This window comes from Salinivibrio proteolyticus (genome assembly GCF_027286365.1).
Lineage (GTDB): Bacteria > Pseudomonadota > Gammaproteobacteria > Enterobacterales > Vibrionaceae > Salinivibrio > Salinivibrio proteolyticus.
In genome coordinates this window covers 793,687-811,932 of the sequence record NZ_CP114584.1, presented here as the reverse complement: position 1 = coordinate 811,932, position 18,246 = coordinate 793,687, and the positions used below count along the sequence as shown (strand labels likewise).

Here is an 18,246-nt window from a genome sequence, read left to right as displayed (position 1 = left end):
CGCTATTTTCTCTTGAATAAACGCAAACGTTTGCGTTTTTAAGCCAAAAAATTACAGGTTCAGGCCGATACGCTTCGCCACTTCAATGTAGGCTTCAACAACGCCACCCAAACCTTGACGGAAGCGGTCTTTATCCAGCTTTTCTCGGGTGTTGGCATCCCACAAGCGGCAGCCATCTGGGCTAAACTCGTCACCGAGGACAATGTTTCCTTGATGGTCAACACCAAACTCGAGTTTGTAATCCACCAGCAACAAGTCACCTTCAGCAAACAAAGCTTTCAGCACATCATTAACCTGATAGGTCAGCGCTTTCATGGTCTCCAGTTGTGCTTGTGTGGCAAACCCTAGCGACTCACAGAGCGACTCATTGACCATAGGGTCATGCAACGCATCATTTTTAAGAAACAGCTCAAATGTCGGTGGCGTCAACGCCGTGCCTTCTTCAACGCCTAGGCGGCGACACAAAGAGCCGGCGGCAATATTACGGACCACACATTCTACTGGGATCATCTCCAGTTTTTTTACCACCGCTTCGGTATCAGACAGTAGCTGATCCATTTGGGTCGGGATGCCAGCCGCTTCCAGCTTTTGCATGATGAAGTGGTTAAACTTGTTATTCACTTCCCCTTTGCGATCTAGCTGCTCCACTCGCTCACCGTCAAACGCAGAGGTGTCGTTACGAAAGTGCAGAATAAAGCGGTTTTCATCATCAGTTGCATACACAGACTTCGCTTTGCCGCGATACAACTCAGCACGTTTTTCCATTACCTATACTCTCCATTAGGCGCTAAAAACGAGGGACGCCATAAGGCGTCCCTGGGTGATTATGGGGTTGGCGCATTGCCAAGCTGGGCAATAACCGCTTTCAGTGCAGGACTCAAGGCTTTGAGCGTTTCCTCTTTCACTGGTTTCCCTTTGCTGGTGGTCACGTTGATTGAGGTTCGGTTCCCCAAATCGCCTAACAGCAAGGTATAGCTATTATCGCTTAAACTAATTGGCGCAACGCCCAACGCTTGCCAACTTTCATCGCTGGGTGCGACGTGGCGTGTTTTCACAGTGCCTTGCGACTGATTGCGGCTTTCAATGGAAAAACCGAGCGGCTTGATGATCGCTGGCAGCTTTTCCCACACCACATCATACGGCGCGCGGGCAATAATAACCGGTAAACCGCTGCGATCAGTGCCAAAGCTGATTGGAATATCAGACTGGCGCTGCTGCGCGACACGGCGAGCTTCGGCACGCAAGGCGGCATCATGACTCACGGTGATCAAATTAGTCATCAGAGTGTTATAACGCTCGCTTAGGGCGGGTGTCAGCGGCTGCTCACCTTTTTGCGCACGCCATTCAATCAAGTTGACACCGAGGGCGAAACGACGGCCCTGCTCTAAGCGGGCAATACGAAAGCGCGCCTGATGCTCACTGTCTTCTTTTTCCCACGCAATCCAGCCCGTCTCGAGCTGATTCTCTTCGCGCTGAGCAACCGGGATGGTGCCGTCATCCGCCAAGCGCTCCACGGTTTGCCAAAGTGACGACAGCTGCTTTTCATTCACCACCGCTAAGGTAACCCCGCGGCTGTCTCGCTCAATGCGTGCTCCCGGCACAAGGTCCAACACCTGACGCGGCGGACGAATGTCTACGTCTTTGCCCACCTCTCCCTCAAAATCTTGTGATGGGATTTGGTAGTTGGTTGAAAAGTAGGGCGCTTGGTCTGGCAAAGTTTGCCATTCTGAAAGCGGGGTCGTGTTTAAATAGTCGAAATCATCTTTCGCCTGACGACGTTGCTCGGCGCCACCACTGCAAGCAACCAATCCGGTTACCATGATGGCACAAAGGCCGAGCCTAAATACTGGTTTCATTCGCACTCCAACAGCTTAAACAACACCTGCAACCTGCATGGCCTCGCGCACGGTGGGGCGCAAGTGTTCGCTTAATTCGGTTAATGGCAGACGTAGATGGCCATCCTCAATCAAGCCCATTTCACGGACTGCCCATTTCACAGGAATCGGATTGGCCTCGTCAAAGAGGTGGCGATGCAATGGGATCAAGGTTTCGTTAATCGCGTGTGCTTGGTCAGCCTCTCCGGCACGGGCGAGTTGGATCATTTTCGCCATCTGTGCCGCAGCCACGTTATTGGTCACGGAGATCACACCGTGGCCCCCTGCAAGCACAAAATCGAGCCCTGTTAAATCATCGCCACTGAATAAGAGGAAATCGTCGCCACAAAGTTCCTTATGAATGGCTACGCGGCTCACATCTGCCGTGGCATCTTTTAAGCCGATGATGTTGTCGAACTGTGCCAAACGCGCCACGGTTTCGGGTTGTAAGTCAACGGCGGTACGCCCAGGCACGTTGTACAAGATTTGTGGTAAATCGCTTGCTTCGGCGATCGCTTTATAATGCTGGAACAAGCCTTCTTGAGTGGGCTTGTTGTAATAAGGGGTCACGCTCAAACAAGCTGCAACGCCTGAGCCTGCAAACATTTTACTGAAGGTAATAGCTTCATGAGTGGCATTGGCCCCCGTACCCGCGATCACAGGGATACGGCCATCGGCGAATTCCAAGGTCTTTAAAACGACCTTGATATGTTCGTCAACCGTAACAGTCGACGACTCACCGGTCGTACCAACTGCGACAATAGCATCGGTTCCCGATTGGATATGGAACTCGACCAGTTTTTTCAGGCTAACGTAATCAACTTCGCCGTGTGCATCCATTGGTGTGACAAGCGCCACAATGCTTCCAGAAACCATGTTTGTCTCCCTTCGTGTTAATGATGCAATGTTACTTTTGGCGTCTGGCAAACACAAGAACAACCCTACGCGCAACACAGGATTACCAGAAAATTTTTTCGTCGCTGCCAGACCGTGTGATTAAGGTACCATTCAAGGTGACCAACATGGGGTTAATTTCCGGTCAAAGGATGTCAGCGCACAGTGATCGCCACATCAGCGGGTTGCGTAAATTCGTCAAGTCCCTATCATCGTTGAATAACTCGCGAACAACAAAAAGGAAACCTCCCGCATGCAAACCTTGACTGCTGGCGCCACCGCGCCTGACTTCTCACTACAAGATCAAAATGGCGATACGGTCACGCTTAGCCAATTCAAAGGCGACAAGCGTGTTCTGGTTTACTTTTACCCAAAAGCCATGACCCCAGGCTGTACGACACAAGCTTGCTCACTGCGTGATACCAAAGCGGAACTGGATGCGTTGGACACCGTGGTGTTGGGGATAAGCCCCGATCCGGTAAAAAAACTGGCGCGCTTTGTTGAGCGTGACTCACTGAATTTCACCTTGTTAAGCGACGAAGACCACGCTGTCGCGGATGCTTTTGGTGTTTGGGGACCGAAGAAATTCATGGGTAAAGAGTACGATGGCATTCATCGCCTCAGCTTTTTGATTGACAAAGATGGCAATGTTGAACATGTGTTCAACAAGTTTAAAACCAAAGACCATCACCAAGTTGTGTTGGACTACTTACAGCAAACCTGATAGCGGTTAGCGCCGTCCATTTCCCTTAACGACAAAGAGCATGGCAAACGCCATGCTCTTTTTGTGGGAGCCAATACGCCATTAATCCACGGGTTTGGCTAATCCTTCTGGGTAGCCCCGCTCCGTTGCTAATTGACACGCAGTCGCAACAATCTGCGCGTGACTCGGACGCGGCAAAGGATAGCTTGCGTCAGGCGAAAGCCATCCAACATCTTCAAAGTGCGAGAGAACCTTGTTGATAGCAGTCAGTGCCGAAGAGGCTTTGACAATCTCTAAACGTGCATAACGCTCACCGTCGAACGACACATCAGAGGCACGCAAAGACGGATCCTCTCCGGGGATCTGTTGTGCGCCACACAGTGGTTTCCCCCCCACTTCAGCGTCCTGAAAATCAGGGAGCCACTGCGCGAAGTGCGCAATTGCCCGCTCGGTGCGCTCGCAGGCATGTGACCATGACCAACCTTGGTCGATGTTTTTCACATACTCGGCAGCCACAGCCGGCTGCGCCGAGTCGTGGGTGCTACTGACTAAGCCCCCTTCGAACAAAGTAATGTCTTTGGTCATGCCATGGAGCTGGAAGAAGCCATCAGGATACGGCGTCAGCTGCGCCATGCCTTGTGGCGTGCCGCGTTCACCGTGAACAATGATTTCTGGCCACTGACAAGTACTGCTTGGCCAATGGGCAATGTAAGCCGCTTTGTATTCGACAAGACGACGACGCGCAAAACCCGCTTGATCATCAATGGTACCGGTTCTAAAACCCGCCGCATTAATCAGATAATCCACATCCGTTGATTGAACTTGCCCGTGTGCATCTTGGTAGGTGACTGTCCACCCCGCGCCATTTGCTTGGGTGTTAATCACTTTATGATTAAACGCGAGCTGGCAGTGCGAGACGTCGGCAAGGGCGAGTTGCGCTTCAGCGGCAAGGCGGAAAACACTCAAACCATACTCTTGTACCAATACCAGCGGATACTTCATGCTATCGAGGCGCAAGGACTGTGCAACGGGCCACATCCAGCGTTCGGCCGCGTCGGTTAAGCTTTCATAGTCTCGCTGTTTTAGCGCGGCTAAATCGGCTTGATGGAAGAGGCGAAAATACTCTTCGGGTTCGCCCATCACCTTGTTGGCATTATCCATCTCGACAAGTTGCGCGTAGCGTGCTTGCAGGGTCTCTAGGCGCGCAATCACACTATCCAGAGATCCTTTATCTTGCTGAGGAACAGCCAGAACCGTAGGACGACGGTTGACTGAGTGTGGGTACATGCGCACTGTCGCAACGGACTGCTCGAGCAAGGTTAAGCACTGATCGAGTGAAATTTCGCGGTAGAGGTTGCCCCCTGCATGCAAGTGGCAAATAGGGGGACCATTCACTAACCCAGTGCCTGCTTCAAACAACTGGGTGTCGATACCACGCTCTGCCAGCCGCAGCGCCGCCGTTGTTCCCGCGACACCGCCACCAATGACCGCGACACGAAACCGATTTACCTGTGTTTGTTGTTGCCTATGTTGTTCCATGCCAACTCTTTTCTATGTACTGCTTTTTTTGGGCCAAATTGGTGCGGAAAAGGCACGCGCTTCCCCGCTCAACCTTGTTTATTAGAGCGGCGAACGTGAGATGGATCACTGAGCATCAGGTTTCGGATCGTCCTCAAGCTCAATCACAGGCAACGCCTGCCAAACCGCCTTCACCAAGGTCGCCAATGGAATAGCAAAAAATACGCCCCAAAAGCCCCAGAGTCCACCGAAAACCAGTACGGCTATTATGATGGCAACGGGATGCAAGTTGACAGCCTCAGAAAACAGCACTGGCACTAATACATTGCCATCAAGCGCTTGAATCACGCCATAAGCAATCATGACGTACCAAAACTCAGGCGTGAGACCCCACTGAAACAGCGCCACGATTGCGATTGGTAAGGTGACAACCGCCGCGCCGATATAGGGGATCAGCACCGAGAACCCGGTCGCTACGCTAAGCAGTACCGCATACTCGAGCCCTAACACGCTGAACGTCACATAGCTCACGCTGCCTACGATCAAAATTTCCGTGACCTTGCCACGAATATAATTGGAGATTTGTTGGTTCATTTCATGACCCACACGCGAGGCTAAGCGTCGATTACGGGGCAATAAACCTTTAAACGTGGCCAACATTTCTTGCTTATCTTTAAGCAGGAAAAATACCAACAGCGGCACTAACACGAGATACACCGCCAAAGCGACCAAGTTCACGAGCGAAGACAGGGATCCTTTCACCAAGGTTTCGCCCATACGTAGCACGTTATTTTGCAGCGTATCGACAAAAGTGTTGATCATATGAGGCTTGATCAATTCAGGATAGCGTTCAGGCAAGCTTAGCATCAGCGCCTGCACGTTATTAAACATGTTGGGCACATCCGCCACCAAGTTTACCCCTTGGTTCCAAATGGTCGGCACTAAACCAAAGGCCGCCATCATAGTCATGCCCACGAACAAAGTGCTGACCACCATCACCGACAAGGTGCGCGGCAAACCAATGCGGGTTAAGCGATTAACGGGCCAATCCAGTAAGTAAGCAATCACAATGGCAGCCAGTAACGGCGCCAGTAAATTGCCAAAGAAATAGATAGTGATAAAGCCAACCAGCAAGATGGCAACCAAGCTCACTGCATGTGGGTCGGAGAAGCGCCGCCGATACCAGCGGTTTAACATATCAAACATAATCGATCCGTTATTCTTTGGTTACTTTCAAGCGCGCCTGTTGTGGCCTATCCAGCCACTCGATGATAAAGGTTTGCTGTTCAAAATAGCGCGGAATGTCTTGTTGCGCGCCGGCATCCCCCAGCAAAATAATAAGCTGATCACCCTGTCCTAACTGTGCGGCAGCACGTTTGGCAAGCAGTAATGCCATCGGGCAGACATGCTCACGTAAATCAAGCGTTTGACATTCCATTCTGTCTCACCGGTAGGTATTATCGCCTGCATTGTAATGGACATTAGACAGAACGCCAACGAAACCCACACGCATTTTATTGGTCTGTATCCTAGGTTACATTCCGTTTGCTAACGAAAGGTTCACGCTATCATGCCGCTACGTGCTTTGCGCCATTCACACTCTCTTCTGCCGTCTAAACGGTCGGGTCGCCGCTTGTTGGCCTATCTGTTAGCGGGCCTTTTGGCTACCGCCCCCGCTACCGCCAGCACCGAGCAATATGGATTCGATTTACCGGATATCGGCACCGCCGCTGCGGGGACACTGACCATTGCGCAAGAGAAGGAATTTGGTGATGCCTATATGCGGATGCTGCGCGCCAGTAAACCCATTATCAGCGACCCATTGCTTTCTGAGTATGTGAATGCGCTCGGCCATCGTCTTGTCGCCAATGCCAATGATGTGCGCACCCCTTTTCAGTTTATTCTCATTGATAACCAAGCGATTAACGCATTCGCGTTCTTCGGCGGTTATGTCGCTATGCATTCTGGCTTGTTTTTACATGCCAATACTGAGAGTGAACTTGCGTCCGTCATGGCGCATGAAATTGCCCACGTGACACAGCGTCACTTAGCCCGCAGCATGGAAGACCAAGCCAAGAAATCCCCACTGACAGTGGCCGCACTGGTGGGGTCGCTGATGCTCGCCATTGCCGCACCAGAGGCCGGTATTGCCGCTGCCCATGCAGCCACAGCAGGCACCATTCAAAGCCGTATCAATTATACGCGCCGGAACGAAGAAGAAGCCGATCGGATCGGCATCGACACCTTAGCTCGCGCCGACTTCGATGTCAGCGCAATGCCTCGCTTTTTCACTCGACTGGCCGATGAATATCGCTACGCCAGTAAGATGCCGGAATATTTCAGCACTCACCCGTTACCCGAATCACGTATCACCGACTCTCGGGCTCGAGCGCGGCAATACCCTCAAAAGCGTGTGCCTCTGTCGCCCGACTACCAACTGGCACGCGCTCGCATCGTGGCCCGTTATAGCGGTATCGCCGCCGAATCGGCAATGGATTGGTTCGAGCGTAAGCTGAAAAAAGCATCACCGGCGGAAAAACAAAGCCTCAACTATGGCGTAGCACTCTTGCACATTGATGCGCGTCGCTTCGATGAAGCACGCACTTTGCTAACACCCCTTATTCAAGCGCAACCAAACAATCGCTTTTTCATCGATGCGATGACAGATCTTGATATTGGCGAGAAGCACTTTGATAAAGCGCTTTCACGGCTGAATGATGCACTCGCCAATCAGCCCGACAACCGCGTCCTACTCCTGAACCGTGCTTATACGTACGTCAAAGCCCAACGGGGTCAGGAAGCCATTCCGGCGCTCGAGCGTTACACCCACCAATATCCCGATGACAGTAACGGCTGGTTTTTGTTACAACAAGCGTACGAGAGTACCGGTACGCATCGGGATGGCGAGCTTGCCGCCCAAGGCGAGCGCTACGCGTTGCGTGGTCAATGGTCAAAAGCCATTCGTAATTACACACAAGCCAGCCAACTTGTCGAGTTGGGAAGCTTGGCACAAGCACGCTATGATGCGCGGCTTGATCAGCTTCGTCATCAGCAAGCGCGCTTTAACGCCCTAAAAGATCGTTAATTCATTCAAATAAGGATATCTGTCGTGACCACTATTACGCTTTATCACAACCCGCGTTGTTCCAAAAGCCGTGAAACACTTGCACTGCTCGAATCCAATGGCGTGCAACCAAACATCATTAAGTATCTGGAAACGCCTCCGTCAGCCGACACGCTGACCGCCTTGAAAGATAAGCTCGGCATCCGCTCATTTCGCGACATGATGCGTACCAAGGAAGCAGACTATAAAACCGCGCAGCTGGGTGATGCCAGCGTGACGGAAGCACAACTGCTCGACGCGATGGTCAACAACCCTAAACTCATTGAGCGCCCGATCGCCGTTAAAGCTGAGCGTGCTGTTATTGGTCGTCCACCAGAAAATGTCCTGGATCTTTTGGCATGACAAAGGTACTGGTGCTTTACTACAGCCGCTCAGGCAATACGCGCAAACTGGCGCAACAGCTTGCGCGAGGCATTGAATCTCAGGGCGTGGAGGCAGTGTTACGTACGGTGCCAGAATTGCCGAGTTACACAGACGGAAAAACACCGGCCCATTCAGCCAGCGATCCTTTTGTGACTCGCCAAGACTTGCTCGACTGTGACGGGCTAGCCTTGGGTAGCCCGGTGCGTTTCGGCAATATGGCCGCACCACTCAAGCATTTTATCGACAGTACCAGTGCCGAGTGGCTCTCTGGGGCCTTAATCGATAAACCTGCCGCTGTGTTTGGGGCCGGCTCTATGCTTCATGGTGGACAAGAAACCACCCTGCTCACCATGACGGTGCCCCTGCTACATCACGGTATGATTCTTGTTGGCGTACCGCATAGTGAAAGCGCACTGCACACCACTCAAGGCGGTGGTTCGCCCTATGGAGCCTCGAGTGTGAGCGACGCTCAAACGCCTTTGCTCGCCGATGAGAAAAAAATAGCCAACGCGCTCGGCCGACGGCTTGCTTCACTCGCGCGCACGCTCAACCCCACTAGCTCGTAAAAGGACATCACAGTGACTGACCCTCGCCTTGCATTGATGCGTAAACTCTCGCTTGCCAGCAACCTTGGACTAATCGCTTGGGTAGCGCTTTGGCACGCCTACCTATCTCCTCACCCGCACTTAAACGCGTGGGCAGTCACGATCGGTTGGCTGGTGCCTTTGCTGTTGCCACTGCCTGGATTGATTAAGGGCAAAGCGTTCACTCACGCTTGGGCCAACTTTATTTTAATGTTTTACTTTTTGCATGCCCTGACCCTGATATATGTCGATGAGGGCGAGCGCTGGCTGGCAGTCGCCGAGCTTGTGCTGGTCAGCTGTGCATTTTGGAGCAATATTGTGTTTGCCCGCTGGATGGGAAAAGCGCAAGGACTTAAATTGCCTCGACTATCTCAGGTTGAGAAAGAAGAAAAAGCACGCTTTGAAAGTGCCAAAGGTGAAGAATAAGCCCGCCTGAGGCATGGATAACGCAAGGGCCGGGATTGCCGGCCCGCTTTTGATTTAGGCTGGGTAAGCGCGACGGGTAAAAAATCGATGCCCGCATTTCACACAAGGATGAATCACATCCACGCGATTATGGCGAGTCTGGTGCTGGCATTGTTCACATTGCAATATACCTAACCCCACAATCTCCCCGGCTTCATACACCCCTTGATGCTGCAAATCATCAAACACTTCACGCCATTCCAGCTGCGTTCGGTCGGTGATCTCCGCCAGTTGTTCCCAAATGGTGTCAGCAATCAGGTCGTTAAAAACTTCACTGTCTATCTCATCGGCCTGTGATTTGTCATATTGCGCGCCAAACGCTCTGACATCACGTTTGAAGTACGCCTCAATCAATGCCCATTCATCTTTGGTTAAATCCGCTGCGGCCTTAAGGTATTGCTCCGACAACTCCACCCAGCGCGCAAGGGATTCAGGACTGTTTTCCAGCGCCTCTTTAACGCGCTCGATGATGCTTTGTTGGGGATCTTTCTCTTTATTCATCGTCCTGCTCCTGATTCAAGTGTTGTTGCGGTCTTTGCCTTTCGTTATTCTATGACGATATTTCTCTTTCAGGTTTTACCTTTCTCACAGAATCTCGGAAGCCATCGATGCAAGAACAATATAGCCCGCAAGATATTGAACAAAAAGTTCAAGCCCATTGGGACGAAAATAAAACCTTTGTGGTTCATGAAGACCCTAACAAAGAAAAATTTTATTGTCTTTCTATGTTCCCATACCCCAGTGGTCGTTTGCACATGGGACATGTGCGCAACTACACCATCGGTGACGTCATTTCACGCTACCAGCGCCTGCAAGGTAAAAACGTGATGCAGCCTATCGGTTGGGACGCCTTTGGCCTACCCGCTGAGGGCGCAGCGATTAAAAACAAAACCGCACCGGCACCTTGGACCTACGAAAACATTGATTACATGAAAGGCCAGCTGAAAATGCTGGGCTTTGGTTACGATTGGAACCGTGAAGTCGCCACCTGTAGTCCCGATTACTACCGCTGGGAACAAGAGTTCTTCACCAAGCTTTACAACAAAGGGTTGGTATACAAGAAAACCTCGTCGGTAAACTGGTGTCCGAATGACCAAACCGTTTTGGCCAATGAGCAGGTGCACGAAGGCTGCTGCTGGCGTTGTGACACACCGGTTGAGCAAAAAGAAATCCCGCAGTGGTTTATTAAAATCACCGACTATGCAGAAGAACTGTTGCAAGACATCGATAAATTGGATGGTTGGCCAGAAATGGTTAAAACCATGCAACGCAACTGGATTGGCCGCTCTGAAGGGGTTGAACTGACCTTTGAAGTAGAAGGCGATCACCCTGCATTGGATGTGTACACCACGCGTCCTGATACCCTGATGGGCGTCACCTATGTGGGCATTGCCGCTGGTCACCCACTCGCGGATGCTGCTGCCAAACAAAATCCAGCGCTGGCTGAATTTGTACAAGAGTGCCGTAACACCAAGGTTGCTGAAGCAGAGCTTGCAACCATGGAGAAAAAAGGCATGGCAACCGGCTTGTACGCGACACACCCTCTAAACGGTCGTCGTGTGCCTATCTTTGTCGCCAACTTTGTCTTGATGGATTATGGCACAGGCGCGGTCATGGCCGTGCCAGCACATGACCAGCGCGACTTTGAGTTCGCCAGCAAATACGGCCTCGATATTGAACCGGTGATCCTTGACGAAAATGGCCAAGCGCCAGATCTGTCCGAGCAAGCGCATACCGAGAAAGGCAAACTGTTTAACTCTGGCGAATTTGACGGCCTAGACTTTGATGCCGCTTTTAATGCGATTGCCGCCAAGCTTGAATCGCTGGGTAAAGGCAAGAAAACCGTTAACTTCCGTCTGCGTGACTGGGGCGTTTCTCGTCAGCGCTACTGGGGTGCACCTATCCCAATGCTGAACACAGAAGACGGTGAAGTGGTGCCTGTCCCTAGCGATGAGCTGCCTGTCATCTTGCCAGAAGACGTGGTTATGGACGGCGTACAAAGCCCGATCAAAGCCGATAAGCAATGGGCGCAAACCCAGTATCAAGGCAAGCCTGCACTGCGTGAAACCGACACCTTTGATACCTTTATGGAGTCATCTTGGTATTACGCACGCTATTGTTCGCCACAAGCAGACCAAATGCTCGACCCAGCAGCCGCGAACTACTGGCTGCCGGTGGACCAGTACATTGGCGGAATTGAACATGCGTGTATGCACCTGCTTTACTCACGCTTCTTCCATAAACTGCTCCGTGACGACAACATGGTCGACAGTGACGAGCCGTTTAAGCAGCTACTTTGCCAAGGCATGGTGCTTGCCGACGCCTTCTACTACAACGACGAAAAAGGCGTGCGTGTTTGGGTCTCGCCCACCGATGTGACCGTCGAACGCGACAGCAAAGGCAAGATCATCAAAGCTATCGACAATGAAGGACGCGAAGTCGTGCACACTGGCATGACCAAGATGTCAAAGTCGAAGAACAATGGTATCGACCCGCAATTGATGGTCGAAAAATATGGTGCCGACACCGTACGCTTGTTCATGATGTTTGCCGCGCCAGCAGAAATGACCCTTGAGTGGCAAGAGTCAGGCGTCGAAGGCTCTCACCGCTTCTTGCGTCGCGTGTGGAAATTGGTTTACGAGCACAGCGCAAAAGGTGCCGTTGCAGCACTCGATGCTAGCGCCCTGAACAATGAGCAGAAAGCACTGCGCCGTGACGTTCACAAAACCATTGCTAAGGTGAGTGACGACATGGGTCGTCGTCAGACGTTCAACACTGCGATTGCTGCGATTATGGAGCTGATGAACCGTTTGGTGAAAGCACCACAAGAGAGCGAGCAAGACCGAGCCGTGCTGGATGAAGCGCTGAAAGCGATTGTTGTGATGCTCTACCCAATCACCCCACACATCAGCTTTACGCTGTGGGAAGCGCTGGGTGAACAGCACATTGATGACGCCCAATGGCCACAGGCTGACCAAGACGCCATGGTTGAAGATGAAAAGCTCATCATCGTCCAAGTTAACGGAAAACTGCGTGCCAAAATCACCGTTGCCGCTGACGCCGAAAAAGATGCGGTTGAAGCACAAGCGATGGCTGATGAAAATGTGGTTAAGTTTACTGACGGGAAAACCGTGCGCAAAGTCATCTATGTACCAGGTAAACTGGTTAACATTGTTGCTAACTAAACAAGGAGCAGTAGCGTGACCCTGTTTAAACCTGTGTTTCGCTTCCTGCTTGTTGCGGTGGTCGCTTTGACCACCGCCTCTTGCGGGTTTGCCTTACGTGACAGCTACAACTTACCGGACGAGGTCACGCAAGTGTCGTTAACCAGCGTCGACCCTTACGGTGAGCTCACTCGCCAGCTACGCAATCAACTCAATCAACATAAGGTTGAACTGGTTGCACCCGCCAATACAGTGACCAATATTCACCTGCTTGGCGAAAGCAATAGCGAACAAACCCTATCGCTTTACCAAAACAGCCGTGTGGCAGAGAAAGAGTTCCGCTATGTGGCTCGCTACCGGGTGACTGTGCCGCAAAAAGGCAGTTATACTTTTTCAACCACGCTAAGTCGTAACTTCCTCGATAACCCGCTGACTGCATTGGCTAAATCGGTCGAGCAAGACAAGCTGGTTGCGGAGATGCGGACCGAAGCAACACGCCAAATCATGCGTCAACTCTCTCAGCTTAAAGGTGATATTGCCGAGTTTGAGCGCCGTGAGGCTGAACAAGCAGCGTTGGAACAGCTTGAACAAGGTGAGCGTCCAACCAAGCCAGAAATCATTATTGAAACGCGTCAGACTGAGACTGATACCGCGCAATGATGAGAACCTATCCAGAACAATTGGCGCAGCAGCTCAAGCAGCCACTGCGCCAAACCTATCTCGTGTTTGGCTCTGATCCTCTGCTTAAACTCGAATCACGCGATGCAATTTGTCGCTCCGCTCGAGATCAAGGGTTTGAAGAGCATCATCGCTTTATCATTGATGCTCAGCTCAATTGGCAGGAGGTGATTGATTGTTGCCAAGCGCTGAGTTTGTTTTCTTCACGCCAGATTATCGAAATCACCTGCCCAGAAAACGGCCTTAACACCACACAAGCCAAGCAATTGGCTGACATCGCGCAATGGCTTAATCCTGATATTTTATTGCTGGTGCAAGGCGAGCGTTTAAATAAAAAGCAAGAGTCTGCCAAGTGGTTCACCGCCTTGTCTCAGCATGGGCTCTATGTGGTGTGTAACACACCCGATGCCCGCCAGCTGCCGCGTTTTATCGAGCAGCGCTGTCAAGGGCTGGGGCTTAAACCGGATCAACCGGCATTGCAGTTATTAGCGCAATGGCATGAAGGCAACTTACTGGCGTTGGTGCAAAGCCTGCACATACTGCAGTTGCTCTATCCTGACGGCGCCTTAACGCTCCCTCGCATTGAAAGCGCCCTGTCGCGCCATCATCATTTTACGCCTTTCCAACTTACCGATGCGTTATTAGAAGGAAAAGCGCAGCGCGCGCAGCGTATTTTGGAGCAACTCTATGCAGAAGGAAACGAGCCCACCTTGTTGCTACGATTGATCCAAAAAGAGCTCAAGCAGCTTTATGTGATCCATGAGCAAGGCCAACAAGGGCGGCCATTGAACAAAATATTCGACCAATTGCGGATCTGGCAAACACGCCGACCCATGATGATTGCAGCGCTGAATCGCTTAACGCGACCGCGTCTGACTCAACTTCTGCGGCAACTTGCTCAGCTCGAAATCGGTCTAAAAACCGATTACAGCCGCGATCCTTGGCCTGAATTGCACTATTTTTGCGCACTCATGTGCCAAATGCCTGAACCTCAGCCGCGCTAATGTGTCCAATTGGCAAGTGAGTGATATACTCGCTTGCCAGTAATCCAAACGGTAACCATAGAGGTCTCTTTTGCAAGCTACCGAGTTACAACAGTTTGTGGCCGATAAGGTCGATGATATGAAAGCCAGTGACATTGTGACACTGGATGTCCGTGACAAATCTTCCATTACCGATTTTATGGTGCTGTGCACCGGTAACTCCCGTCGCCATGTTGCTTCCATTGCAGAGCATGTGCGTGACGAAGCCCAAGCTATCAATATCGGCGCGATGGGCATGGAAGGCCAAGACGACAGCGAGTGGGTCGTGGTCGATTTGGGTGATGTGATGGTGCATGTGATGCAAGAAGAACAGCGCCAGCTCTATCAACTGGAAAAGCTCTGGAACTAATTGATGAAAATTCAGTTGATTGCCGTCGGCAATAAAATGCCGAAATGGGTTGAGCAAGGCTTCGCCGAGTACCAGCGTCGTTTTCCCAAAGATATGCCTTTAGAGCTGATTGAGATCCCCGCGGGAAAACGGGGCAAAAACGCCGACATTGCCCGCATTCTGCAAAAAGAAGGCGAAGCTATGTTAGCCGCGGTCAACCGCGGTAGCCGTATCGTGACACTCGACATTCCCGGTAGACCATGGGATACCCCGCAATTGGCTGAACAGTTGGAGAAATGGAAGCTTGACGCTCGTGACGTGGCGATCTTAATTGGCGGGCCAGAGGGATTGGCACCAGAATGTAAGGCCGCTGCGGAACAAAGTTGGTCTTTATCGCCACTGACACTGCCCCATCCGCTGGTACGTATTGTCATGGCTGAGAGCCTATATCGCGCGTGGAGCTTAACGACTAACCACCCTTACCATCGAGAATAATCACGGATGAAGCGCCAACGAAGTCAAATTCGCGACCATAGCGCCGAAGCGGCGCTGTTTGTCCGCCGAGCGATTGTCTGCTTCGTCGGGATTATTGCCTTAGTCGGGATCTTGCTGACCAACCTCTACCACATTCAGGTGGTTGAGCACCAAGATTATCAAACGCGATCAAATGATAACCGCATTAAAGTGGTGCCTGTCGCGCCCAACCGCGGTCTTATCTATGATCGCAACGGCAAATTGCTCGCAGAAAACCGTCCGGTATATCATCTCGAAATCACCCCTGAGCAAGTCGATGATATGCCCGCCACCTTGGCGCGCTTACAGTCATTACTGTCGCTGTCTGACAGTGATATCGACAACTTCCAAAAAGAACGCAGACGTTCGCGTCGCTTTAACGCGGTACCGCTAAAGACCCAGTTAACCGATAAAGAGGTCGCCATCTTTTCCGCCCACCAGCACCAGTTTTCTGGGGTGGAAATCAAGGCGTATCTAAAACGCCACTACCCTTACGGCGATGCGCTGACCCATGTGCTCGGTTACGTTGCAAAAATCAACGACCGTGATATTGCCAAACTGCGTCAAAAAGATGTGCTTAATAACTATCGCGCGACGCGTGACATCGGCAAACTCGGCATAGAAAAATATTACGAGCCCGTGTTGCATGGTAAAGCGGGCTATCAAGAAGTCGAGGTGAATAGCCGAGGCCGAATCATCCGCACCCTAAAATATGTGCCACCCGTGCCGGGTAAGGATTTGATCCTCAATCTCGATATTGATTTACAACTTTATATCCGTGGCATCCTAGGCGATCGCCGTGGCGCTGTAGTTGTGCTCGATCCGAAAACATCTGGCGTTTTAGCCATGGTATCGACCCCCAGCTATGACCCGAACCTTTTTGTTCACGGCATTTCCAGCACCCAATACAGTGCCCTGCTCAATGACAGAGACAGGCCATTGGTAAACCGTGCGACATTAGGCATCTATCCGCCGGCGTCGACGGTGAAGCCCTTTATTGCCGTCGCGGCACTGGAAGAAGGGATTATTACCACCAAGACGACCCGTAACGACCCCGGTTATTGGCGGATCCCCAACTCTAACACTCGCCCTTTCCGCGACTGGCTTCCATGGGGGCATGGCCGCGTAAATATCGTCCAGTCGATTGAAGAGTCGGTAGACACCTTCTTTTATCAAATCGCCTATGACATGGGTATTGATAAAATCTCTTTGTGGATGGAGAAGTTCGGCTTTGGCCAATACACTGGCATAGATATCCAAGAAGAAAGCAGTGCCAATATGCCTAACCGAGAGTGGAAAATGAGCCGCCACCGCCAACCTTGGTACAAAGGTGACACTATTCCTGTCGGCATTGGTCAGGGCTATTGGACCGCAACCCCAATGCAAATGGTCAAGGCACTGACCGTGGTATTGAACCGCGGCGAAGTCAGAGCGCCTAAATTACTGATGCTATCGCGCGATGAACAAGGCATGCATAAACCGACGCCTGAACCTTACCCACCCATAAAAGGGGTGAGCGATAAGTATTGGGACGTCGCCCTTGAAGGGATGCGATTGGTTAATCACGGTCGTAAAGGCACCGCAAGACGCTCGTTCCGTACCGCAAAGTATGTCTCTGGCGGGAAATCCGGTACCGCGCAAGTGTTCGGTTTGGGCGAAGATGAAGAATACAACGCCGACGAGATTGCTGAGCACTTACGCGATCATGCGCTTTACATTGGCTTTGCTCCCTTTGAACATCCCAAGGTGGCAGTTTCTATGGTATTAGAAAACGCCGGAGGCGGGTCAAGCAACGGGGCGCCCATCGCCCGTCGTATTTTTGATCATATCTTGATTGAAAAAGACGCTGAAGAGAACAAAGAGGCAAAACAATGAGTTCCTTAGCCCAAGTAAGCAGTAAGCGCTCGTTATTCGATCGCTTACACCTCGACTTGCCCTTGCTCATTGGCATTCTATTACTGATGGGCTTTGGTCTTGTGGTTATGTACAGCGCCAGTGGCCAAAGTATGGCGATGATGGAGCGTCAAGCAGTTCGGATGCTGCTAGCCCTGTCGGTGATGTTTGCGCTGGCGCAAGTACCCCCGCGTCATTATGAGTTTTGGTCACCGTATTTATATGTGATTGGTGTGGCCCTACTGGCGGCGGTCTTATTGGTGGGGGAGACAGCAAAAGGAGCCCAGCGTTGGCTTGACCTTGGCGTGGTCACCTTTCAGCCTTCCGAGATAATCAAACTGGCGGTGCCGCTCATGCTGGCCCGTTTTATCGGCAAGGATCCGCTCCCGCCGAAGTTTACGACCTTGCTGATCGCGCTCTTTTTGTTATTTATGCCTACCATTATGATCGCGAAGCAACCCGACTTAGGCACCTCTATTCTTATTGCCGCGTCAGGCGTCTTCGTACTCTTTCTCGCGGGGATCAGTTGGAAGCTGATTACCGCCGCTGTCGTTGCTATCGCAGGGTTTATTCCTGTGCTGTGGTTTTTCTTAATGCACGACTATCAGCGCACCCGCGTGCTCACGCTCTTTAATCCAGAGTCTGACCCACTGGGGGCGGGCTATCATATTATTCAGTCTAAAATTGCAATTGGTTCCGGCGGGCTGGCCGGAAAAGGCTGGTTACATGGCACACAATCGCAGCTCGAGTTTCTCCCTGAGCGCCATACCGACTTTATCTTTGCGGTCATTGCCGAAGAATGGGGATTAATTGGTGTTTGCGCCCTGCTCGCCTTGTACCTGTTTTTGATCGGTCGTGGGCTCATGTTGGCTAGCCGTGCCCAAACTGCATTCGGCCGTATGATGGCCGGTAGTATCGTACTCAGCTTTTTTGTTTATGTTTTTGTCAATATTGGTATGGTCAGCGGCATTTTGCCTGTGGTTGGGGTACCCTTACCTCTGATCAGCTATGGCGGTACCTCTATGGTGACCTTGATGGCTGGTTTTGGCATTCTCATGTCCATTCATACTCATCGAAAAATGCTATCTAGGGCTTAATAAAC

19 protein-coding genes are annotated in these 18,246 nt (G+C 51.5%); 12 read left to right on the top strand and 7 right to left on the bottom strand.

Annotation, left to right across the window (positions count from 1 at the left end; genetic code table 11):
- Nucleotides 1-51 precede the first annotated feature (51 nt).
- Genes purC through dapA form a run of 3 tightly spaced genes read right to left on the bottom strand, consistent with a single transcriptional unit; the run spans nucleotide 52 to nucleotide 2,750 of the window.
- Nucleotides 52-765: a phosphoribosylaminoimidazolesuccinocarboxamide synthase gene (gene purC, locus N7E60_RS03975; protein WP_077640509.1), complete on the bottom strand. Its 714-nt coding sequence runs from the start codon at nucleotides 763-765 to the stop codon at nucleotides 52-54.
- 59 nt (nucleotides 766-824) lie between these two features.
- Nucleotides 825-1,856: an outer membrane protein assembly factor BamC gene (gene bamC, locus N7E60_RS03970; protein ID WP_077455589.1), complete on the bottom strand. Its 1,032-nt coding sequence runs from the start codon at nucleotides 1,854-1,856 to the stop codon at nucleotides 825-827.
- 15 nt (nucleotides 1,857-1,871) lie between these two features.
- Complete coding sequence (gene dapA / locus N7E60_RS03965) at nucleotides 1,872-2,750, bottom strand: 4-hydroxy-tetrahydrodipicolinate synthase (RefSeq protein ID WP_069587411.1); 879 nt, start codon at nucleotides 2,748-2,750, stop codon at nucleotides 1,872-1,874.
- 271 nt (nucleotides 2,751-3,021) lie between these two features.
- On the opposite strand from dapA, the gene bcp reads away from it, so the two are divergent.
- On the top strand, nucleotides 3,022-3,492 hold the full coding sequence (bcp, locus tag N7E60_RS03960; RefSeq protein ID WP_269598188.1) for a thioredoxin-dependent thiol peroxidase: 471 nt from the start codon (nucleotides 3,022-3,024) through the stop codon (nucleotides 3,490-3,492).
- An 81-nt stretch (nucleotides 3,493-3,573) separates the two neighbouring features.
- On the opposite strand, the gene N7E60_RS03955 is transcribed toward bcp, so the two are convergent.
- The 3 genes from N7E60_RS03955 to N7E60_RS03945 form a co-directional block, all read right to left on the bottom strand.
- On the bottom strand, nucleotides 3,574-5,010 hold the full coding sequence (locus N7E60_RS03955) for an FAD-dependent oxidoreductase (RefSeq protein ID WP_269598187.1): 1,437 nt from the start codon (nucleotides 5,008-5,010) through the stop codon (nucleotides 3,574-3,576).
- Nucleotides 5,011-5,115: 105 nt separating this feature from the next.
- Nucleotides 5,116-6,195: an AI-2E family transporter gene (locus N7E60_RS03950; RefSeq protein WP_096631154.1), complete on the bottom strand. Its 1,080-nt coding sequence runs from the start codon at nucleotides 6,193-6,195 to the stop codon at nucleotides 5,116-5,118.
- A 10-nt stretch (nucleotides 6,196-6,205) separates the two neighbouring features.
- Nucleotides 6,206-6,427 (bottom strand): sulfurtransferase TusA family protein, encoded by a 222-nt coding sequence (locus N7E60_RS03945; RefSeq protein WP_069587415.1) that lies wholly within the window; start codon nucleotides 6,425-6,427, stop codon nucleotides 6,206-6,208.
- Nucleotides 6,428-6,559: 132 nt separating this feature from the next.
- Between N7E60_RS03945 and bepA the strand changes: the two genes are divergently transcribed.
- The 4 genes from bepA to N7E60_RS03925 are packed head-to-tail and all read left to right on the top strand — an operon-like array spanning nucleotide 6,560 to nucleotide 9,486.
- Nucleotides 6,560-8,074: a beta-barrel assembly-enhancing protease gene (gene bepA / locus N7E60_RS03940; RefSeq protein ID WP_269598186.1), complete on the top strand. Its 1,515-nt coding sequence runs from the start codon at nucleotides 6,560-6,562 to the stop codon at nucleotides 8,072-8,074.
- A 24-nt stretch (nucleotides 8,075-8,098) separates the two neighbouring features.
- Nucleotides 8,099-8,455: an arsenate reductase (glutaredoxin) gene (gene arsC, locus N7E60_RS03935; RefSeq protein WP_269598185.1), complete on the top strand. Its 357-nt coding sequence runs from the start codon at nucleotides 8,099-8,101 to the stop codon at nucleotides 8,453-8,455.
- The gene (gene wrbA, locus N7E60_RS03930) at nucleotides 8,452-9,042 is read left to right on the top strand and encodes an NAD(P)H:quinone oxidoreductase (protein WP_269598184.1); all 591 of its coding nucleotides are present in this window, start codon (nucleotides 8,452-8,454) and stop codon (nucleotides 9,040-9,042) included. The genes arsC and wrbA overlap by 4 nt, the downstream gene beginning before the upstream one ends.
- A gap of 36 nt (nucleotides 9,043-9,078) precedes the next feature.
- Nucleotides 9,079-9,486, top strand: a complete 408-nt coding sequence (locus N7E60_RS03925; RefSeq protein ID WP_069587482.1) for a DUF2069 domain-containing protein — start codon at nucleotides 9,079-9,081, stop codon at nucleotides 9,484-9,486.
- A 54-nt stretch (nucleotides 9,487-9,540) separates the two neighbouring features.
- Here the strand turns inward: N7E60_RS03925 and N7E60_RS03920 are convergent, their stop codons facing one another.
- Entirely contained in the window at nucleotides 9,541-10,026 is a 486-nt protein-coding gene (locus N7E60_RS03920; protein WP_069587418.1) for a zinc ribbon-containing protein, read from the bottom strand.
- A 107-nt stretch (nucleotides 10,027-10,133) separates the two neighbouring features.
- Here N7E60_RS03920 and leuS point away from each other — a divergent pair, with 107 nt between their 5' ends.
- From leuS to rodA, 7 genes are all read left to right on the top strand, one after another.
- A complete protein-coding gene (leuS, locus tag N7E60_RS03915; RefSeq protein WP_096631142.1) occupies nucleotides 10,134-12,710 on the top strand; it encodes a leucine--tRNA ligase in 2,577 nt (858 codons plus the stop codon).
- 15 nt (nucleotides 12,711-12,725) lie between these two features.
- Nucleotides 12,726-13,349 (top strand): LPS-assembly lipoprotein LptE, encoded by a 624-nt coding sequence (locus N7E60_RS03910; protein ID WP_069587420.1) that lies wholly within the window; start codon nucleotides 12,726-12,728, stop codon nucleotides 13,347-13,349.
- Nucleotides 13,349-14,371 carry a DNA polymerase III subunit delta gene (gene holA / locus N7E60_RS03905; protein WP_269598534.1) on the top strand — a complete coding sequence of 341 codons (1,023 nt, stop codon included), beginning with the start codon at nucleotides 13,349-13,351 and terminating at the stop codon, nucleotides 14,369-14,371. Before N7E60_RS03910 ends, holA begins: the two co-directional genes overlap by 1 nt.
- A gap of 70 nt (nucleotides 14,372-14,441) precedes the next feature.
- Nucleotides 14,442-14,759, top strand: coding sequence for a ribosome silencing factor (gene rsfS, locus N7E60_RS03900; RefSeq protein ID WP_069587421.1), 318 nt, complete (start codon nucleotides 14,442-14,444; stop codon nucleotides 14,757-14,759).
- 3 nt (nucleotides 14,760-14,762) lie between these two features.
- Nucleotides 14,763-15,233 (top strand): 23S rRNA (pseudouridine(1915)-N(3))-methyltransferase RlmH, encoded by a 471-nt coding sequence (gene rlmH, locus N7E60_RS03895; RefSeq protein WP_269598183.1) that lies wholly within the window; start codon nucleotides 14,763-14,765, stop codon nucleotides 15,231-15,233.
- A 6-nt stretch (nucleotides 15,234-15,239) separates the two neighbouring features.
- Nucleotides 15,240-17,126, top strand: a complete 1,887-nt coding sequence (gene mrdA, locus N7E60_RS03890) for a penicillin-binding protein 2 (RefSeq protein ID WP_077455582.1) — start codon at nucleotides 15,240-15,242, stop codon at nucleotides 17,124-17,126.
- Complete coding sequence (rodA, locus tag N7E60_RS03885; RefSeq protein WP_077455581.1) at nucleotides 17,123-18,241, top strand: rod shape-determining protein RodA; 1,119 nt, start codon at nucleotides 17,123-17,125, stop codon at nucleotides 18,239-18,241. Before mrdA ends, rodA begins: the two co-directional genes overlap by 4 nt.
- Nucleotides 18,242-18,246: the final 5 nt, after the last annotated feature.

Coding starts and splice junctions, on each gene's coding strand:
- purC (WP_077640509.1), bottom strand. CDS start 765: ATGGAAAAACGTGCTGAGTTGTATCGCGGCAAAGCGAAGTCTGTGTAT.
- bamC (WP_077455589.1), bottom strand. CDS start 1,856: ATGAAACCAGTATTTAGGCTCGGCCTTTGTGCCATCATGGTAACCGGA.
- dapA (WP_069587411.1), bottom strand. CDS start 2,750: ATGGTTTCTGGAAGCATTGTGGCGCTTGTCACACCAATGGATGCACAC.
- bcp (WP_269598188.1), top strand. CDS start 3,022: ATGCAAACCTTGACTGCTGGCGCCACCGCGCCTGACTTCTCACTACAA.
- N7E60_RS03955 (WP_269598187.1), bottom strand. CDS start 5,010: ATGGAACAACATAGGCAACAACAAACACAGGTAAATCGGTTTCGTGTC.
- N7E60_RS03950 (WP_096631154.1), bottom strand. CDS start 6,195: ATGTTTGATATGTTAAACCGCTGGTATCGGCGGCGCTTCTCCGACCCA.
- N7E60_RS03945 (WP_069587415.1), bottom strand. CDS start 6,427: ATGGAATGTCAAACGCTTGATTTACGTGAGCATGTCTGCCCGATGGCA.
- bepA (WP_269598186.1), top strand. CDS start 6,560: ATGCCGCTACGTGCTTTGCGCCATTCACACTCTCTTCTGCCGTCTAAA.
- wrbA (WP_269598184.1), top strand. CDS start 8,452: ATGACAAAGGTACTGGTGCTTTACTACAGCCGCTCAGGCAATACGCGC.
- N7E60_RS03925 (WP_069587482.1), top strand. CDS start 9,079: ATGCGTAAACTCTCGCTTGCCAGCAACCTTGGACTAATCGCTTGGGTA.
- N7E60_RS03920 (WP_069587418.1), bottom strand. CDS start 10,026: ATGAATAAAGAGAAAGATCCCCAACAAAGCATCATCGAGCGCGTTAAA.
- leuS (WP_096631142.1), top strand. CDS start 10,134: ATGCAAGAACAATATAGCCCGCAAGATATTGAACAAAAAGTTCAAGCC.
- holA (WP_269598534.1), top strand. CDS start 13,349: ATGAGAACCTATCCAGAACAATTGGCGCAGCAGCTCAAGCAGCCACTG.
- rlmH (WP_269598183.1), top strand. CDS start 14,763: ATGAAAATTCAGTTGATTGCCGTCGGCAATAAAATGCCGAAATGGGTT.
- mrdA (WP_077455582.1), top strand. CDS start 15,240: ATGAAGCGCCAACGAAGTCAAATTCGCGACCATAGCGCCGAAGCGGCG.
- rodA (WP_077455581.1), top strand. CDS start 17,123: ATGAGTTCCTTAGCCCAAGTAAGCAGTAAGCGCTCGTTATTCGATCGC.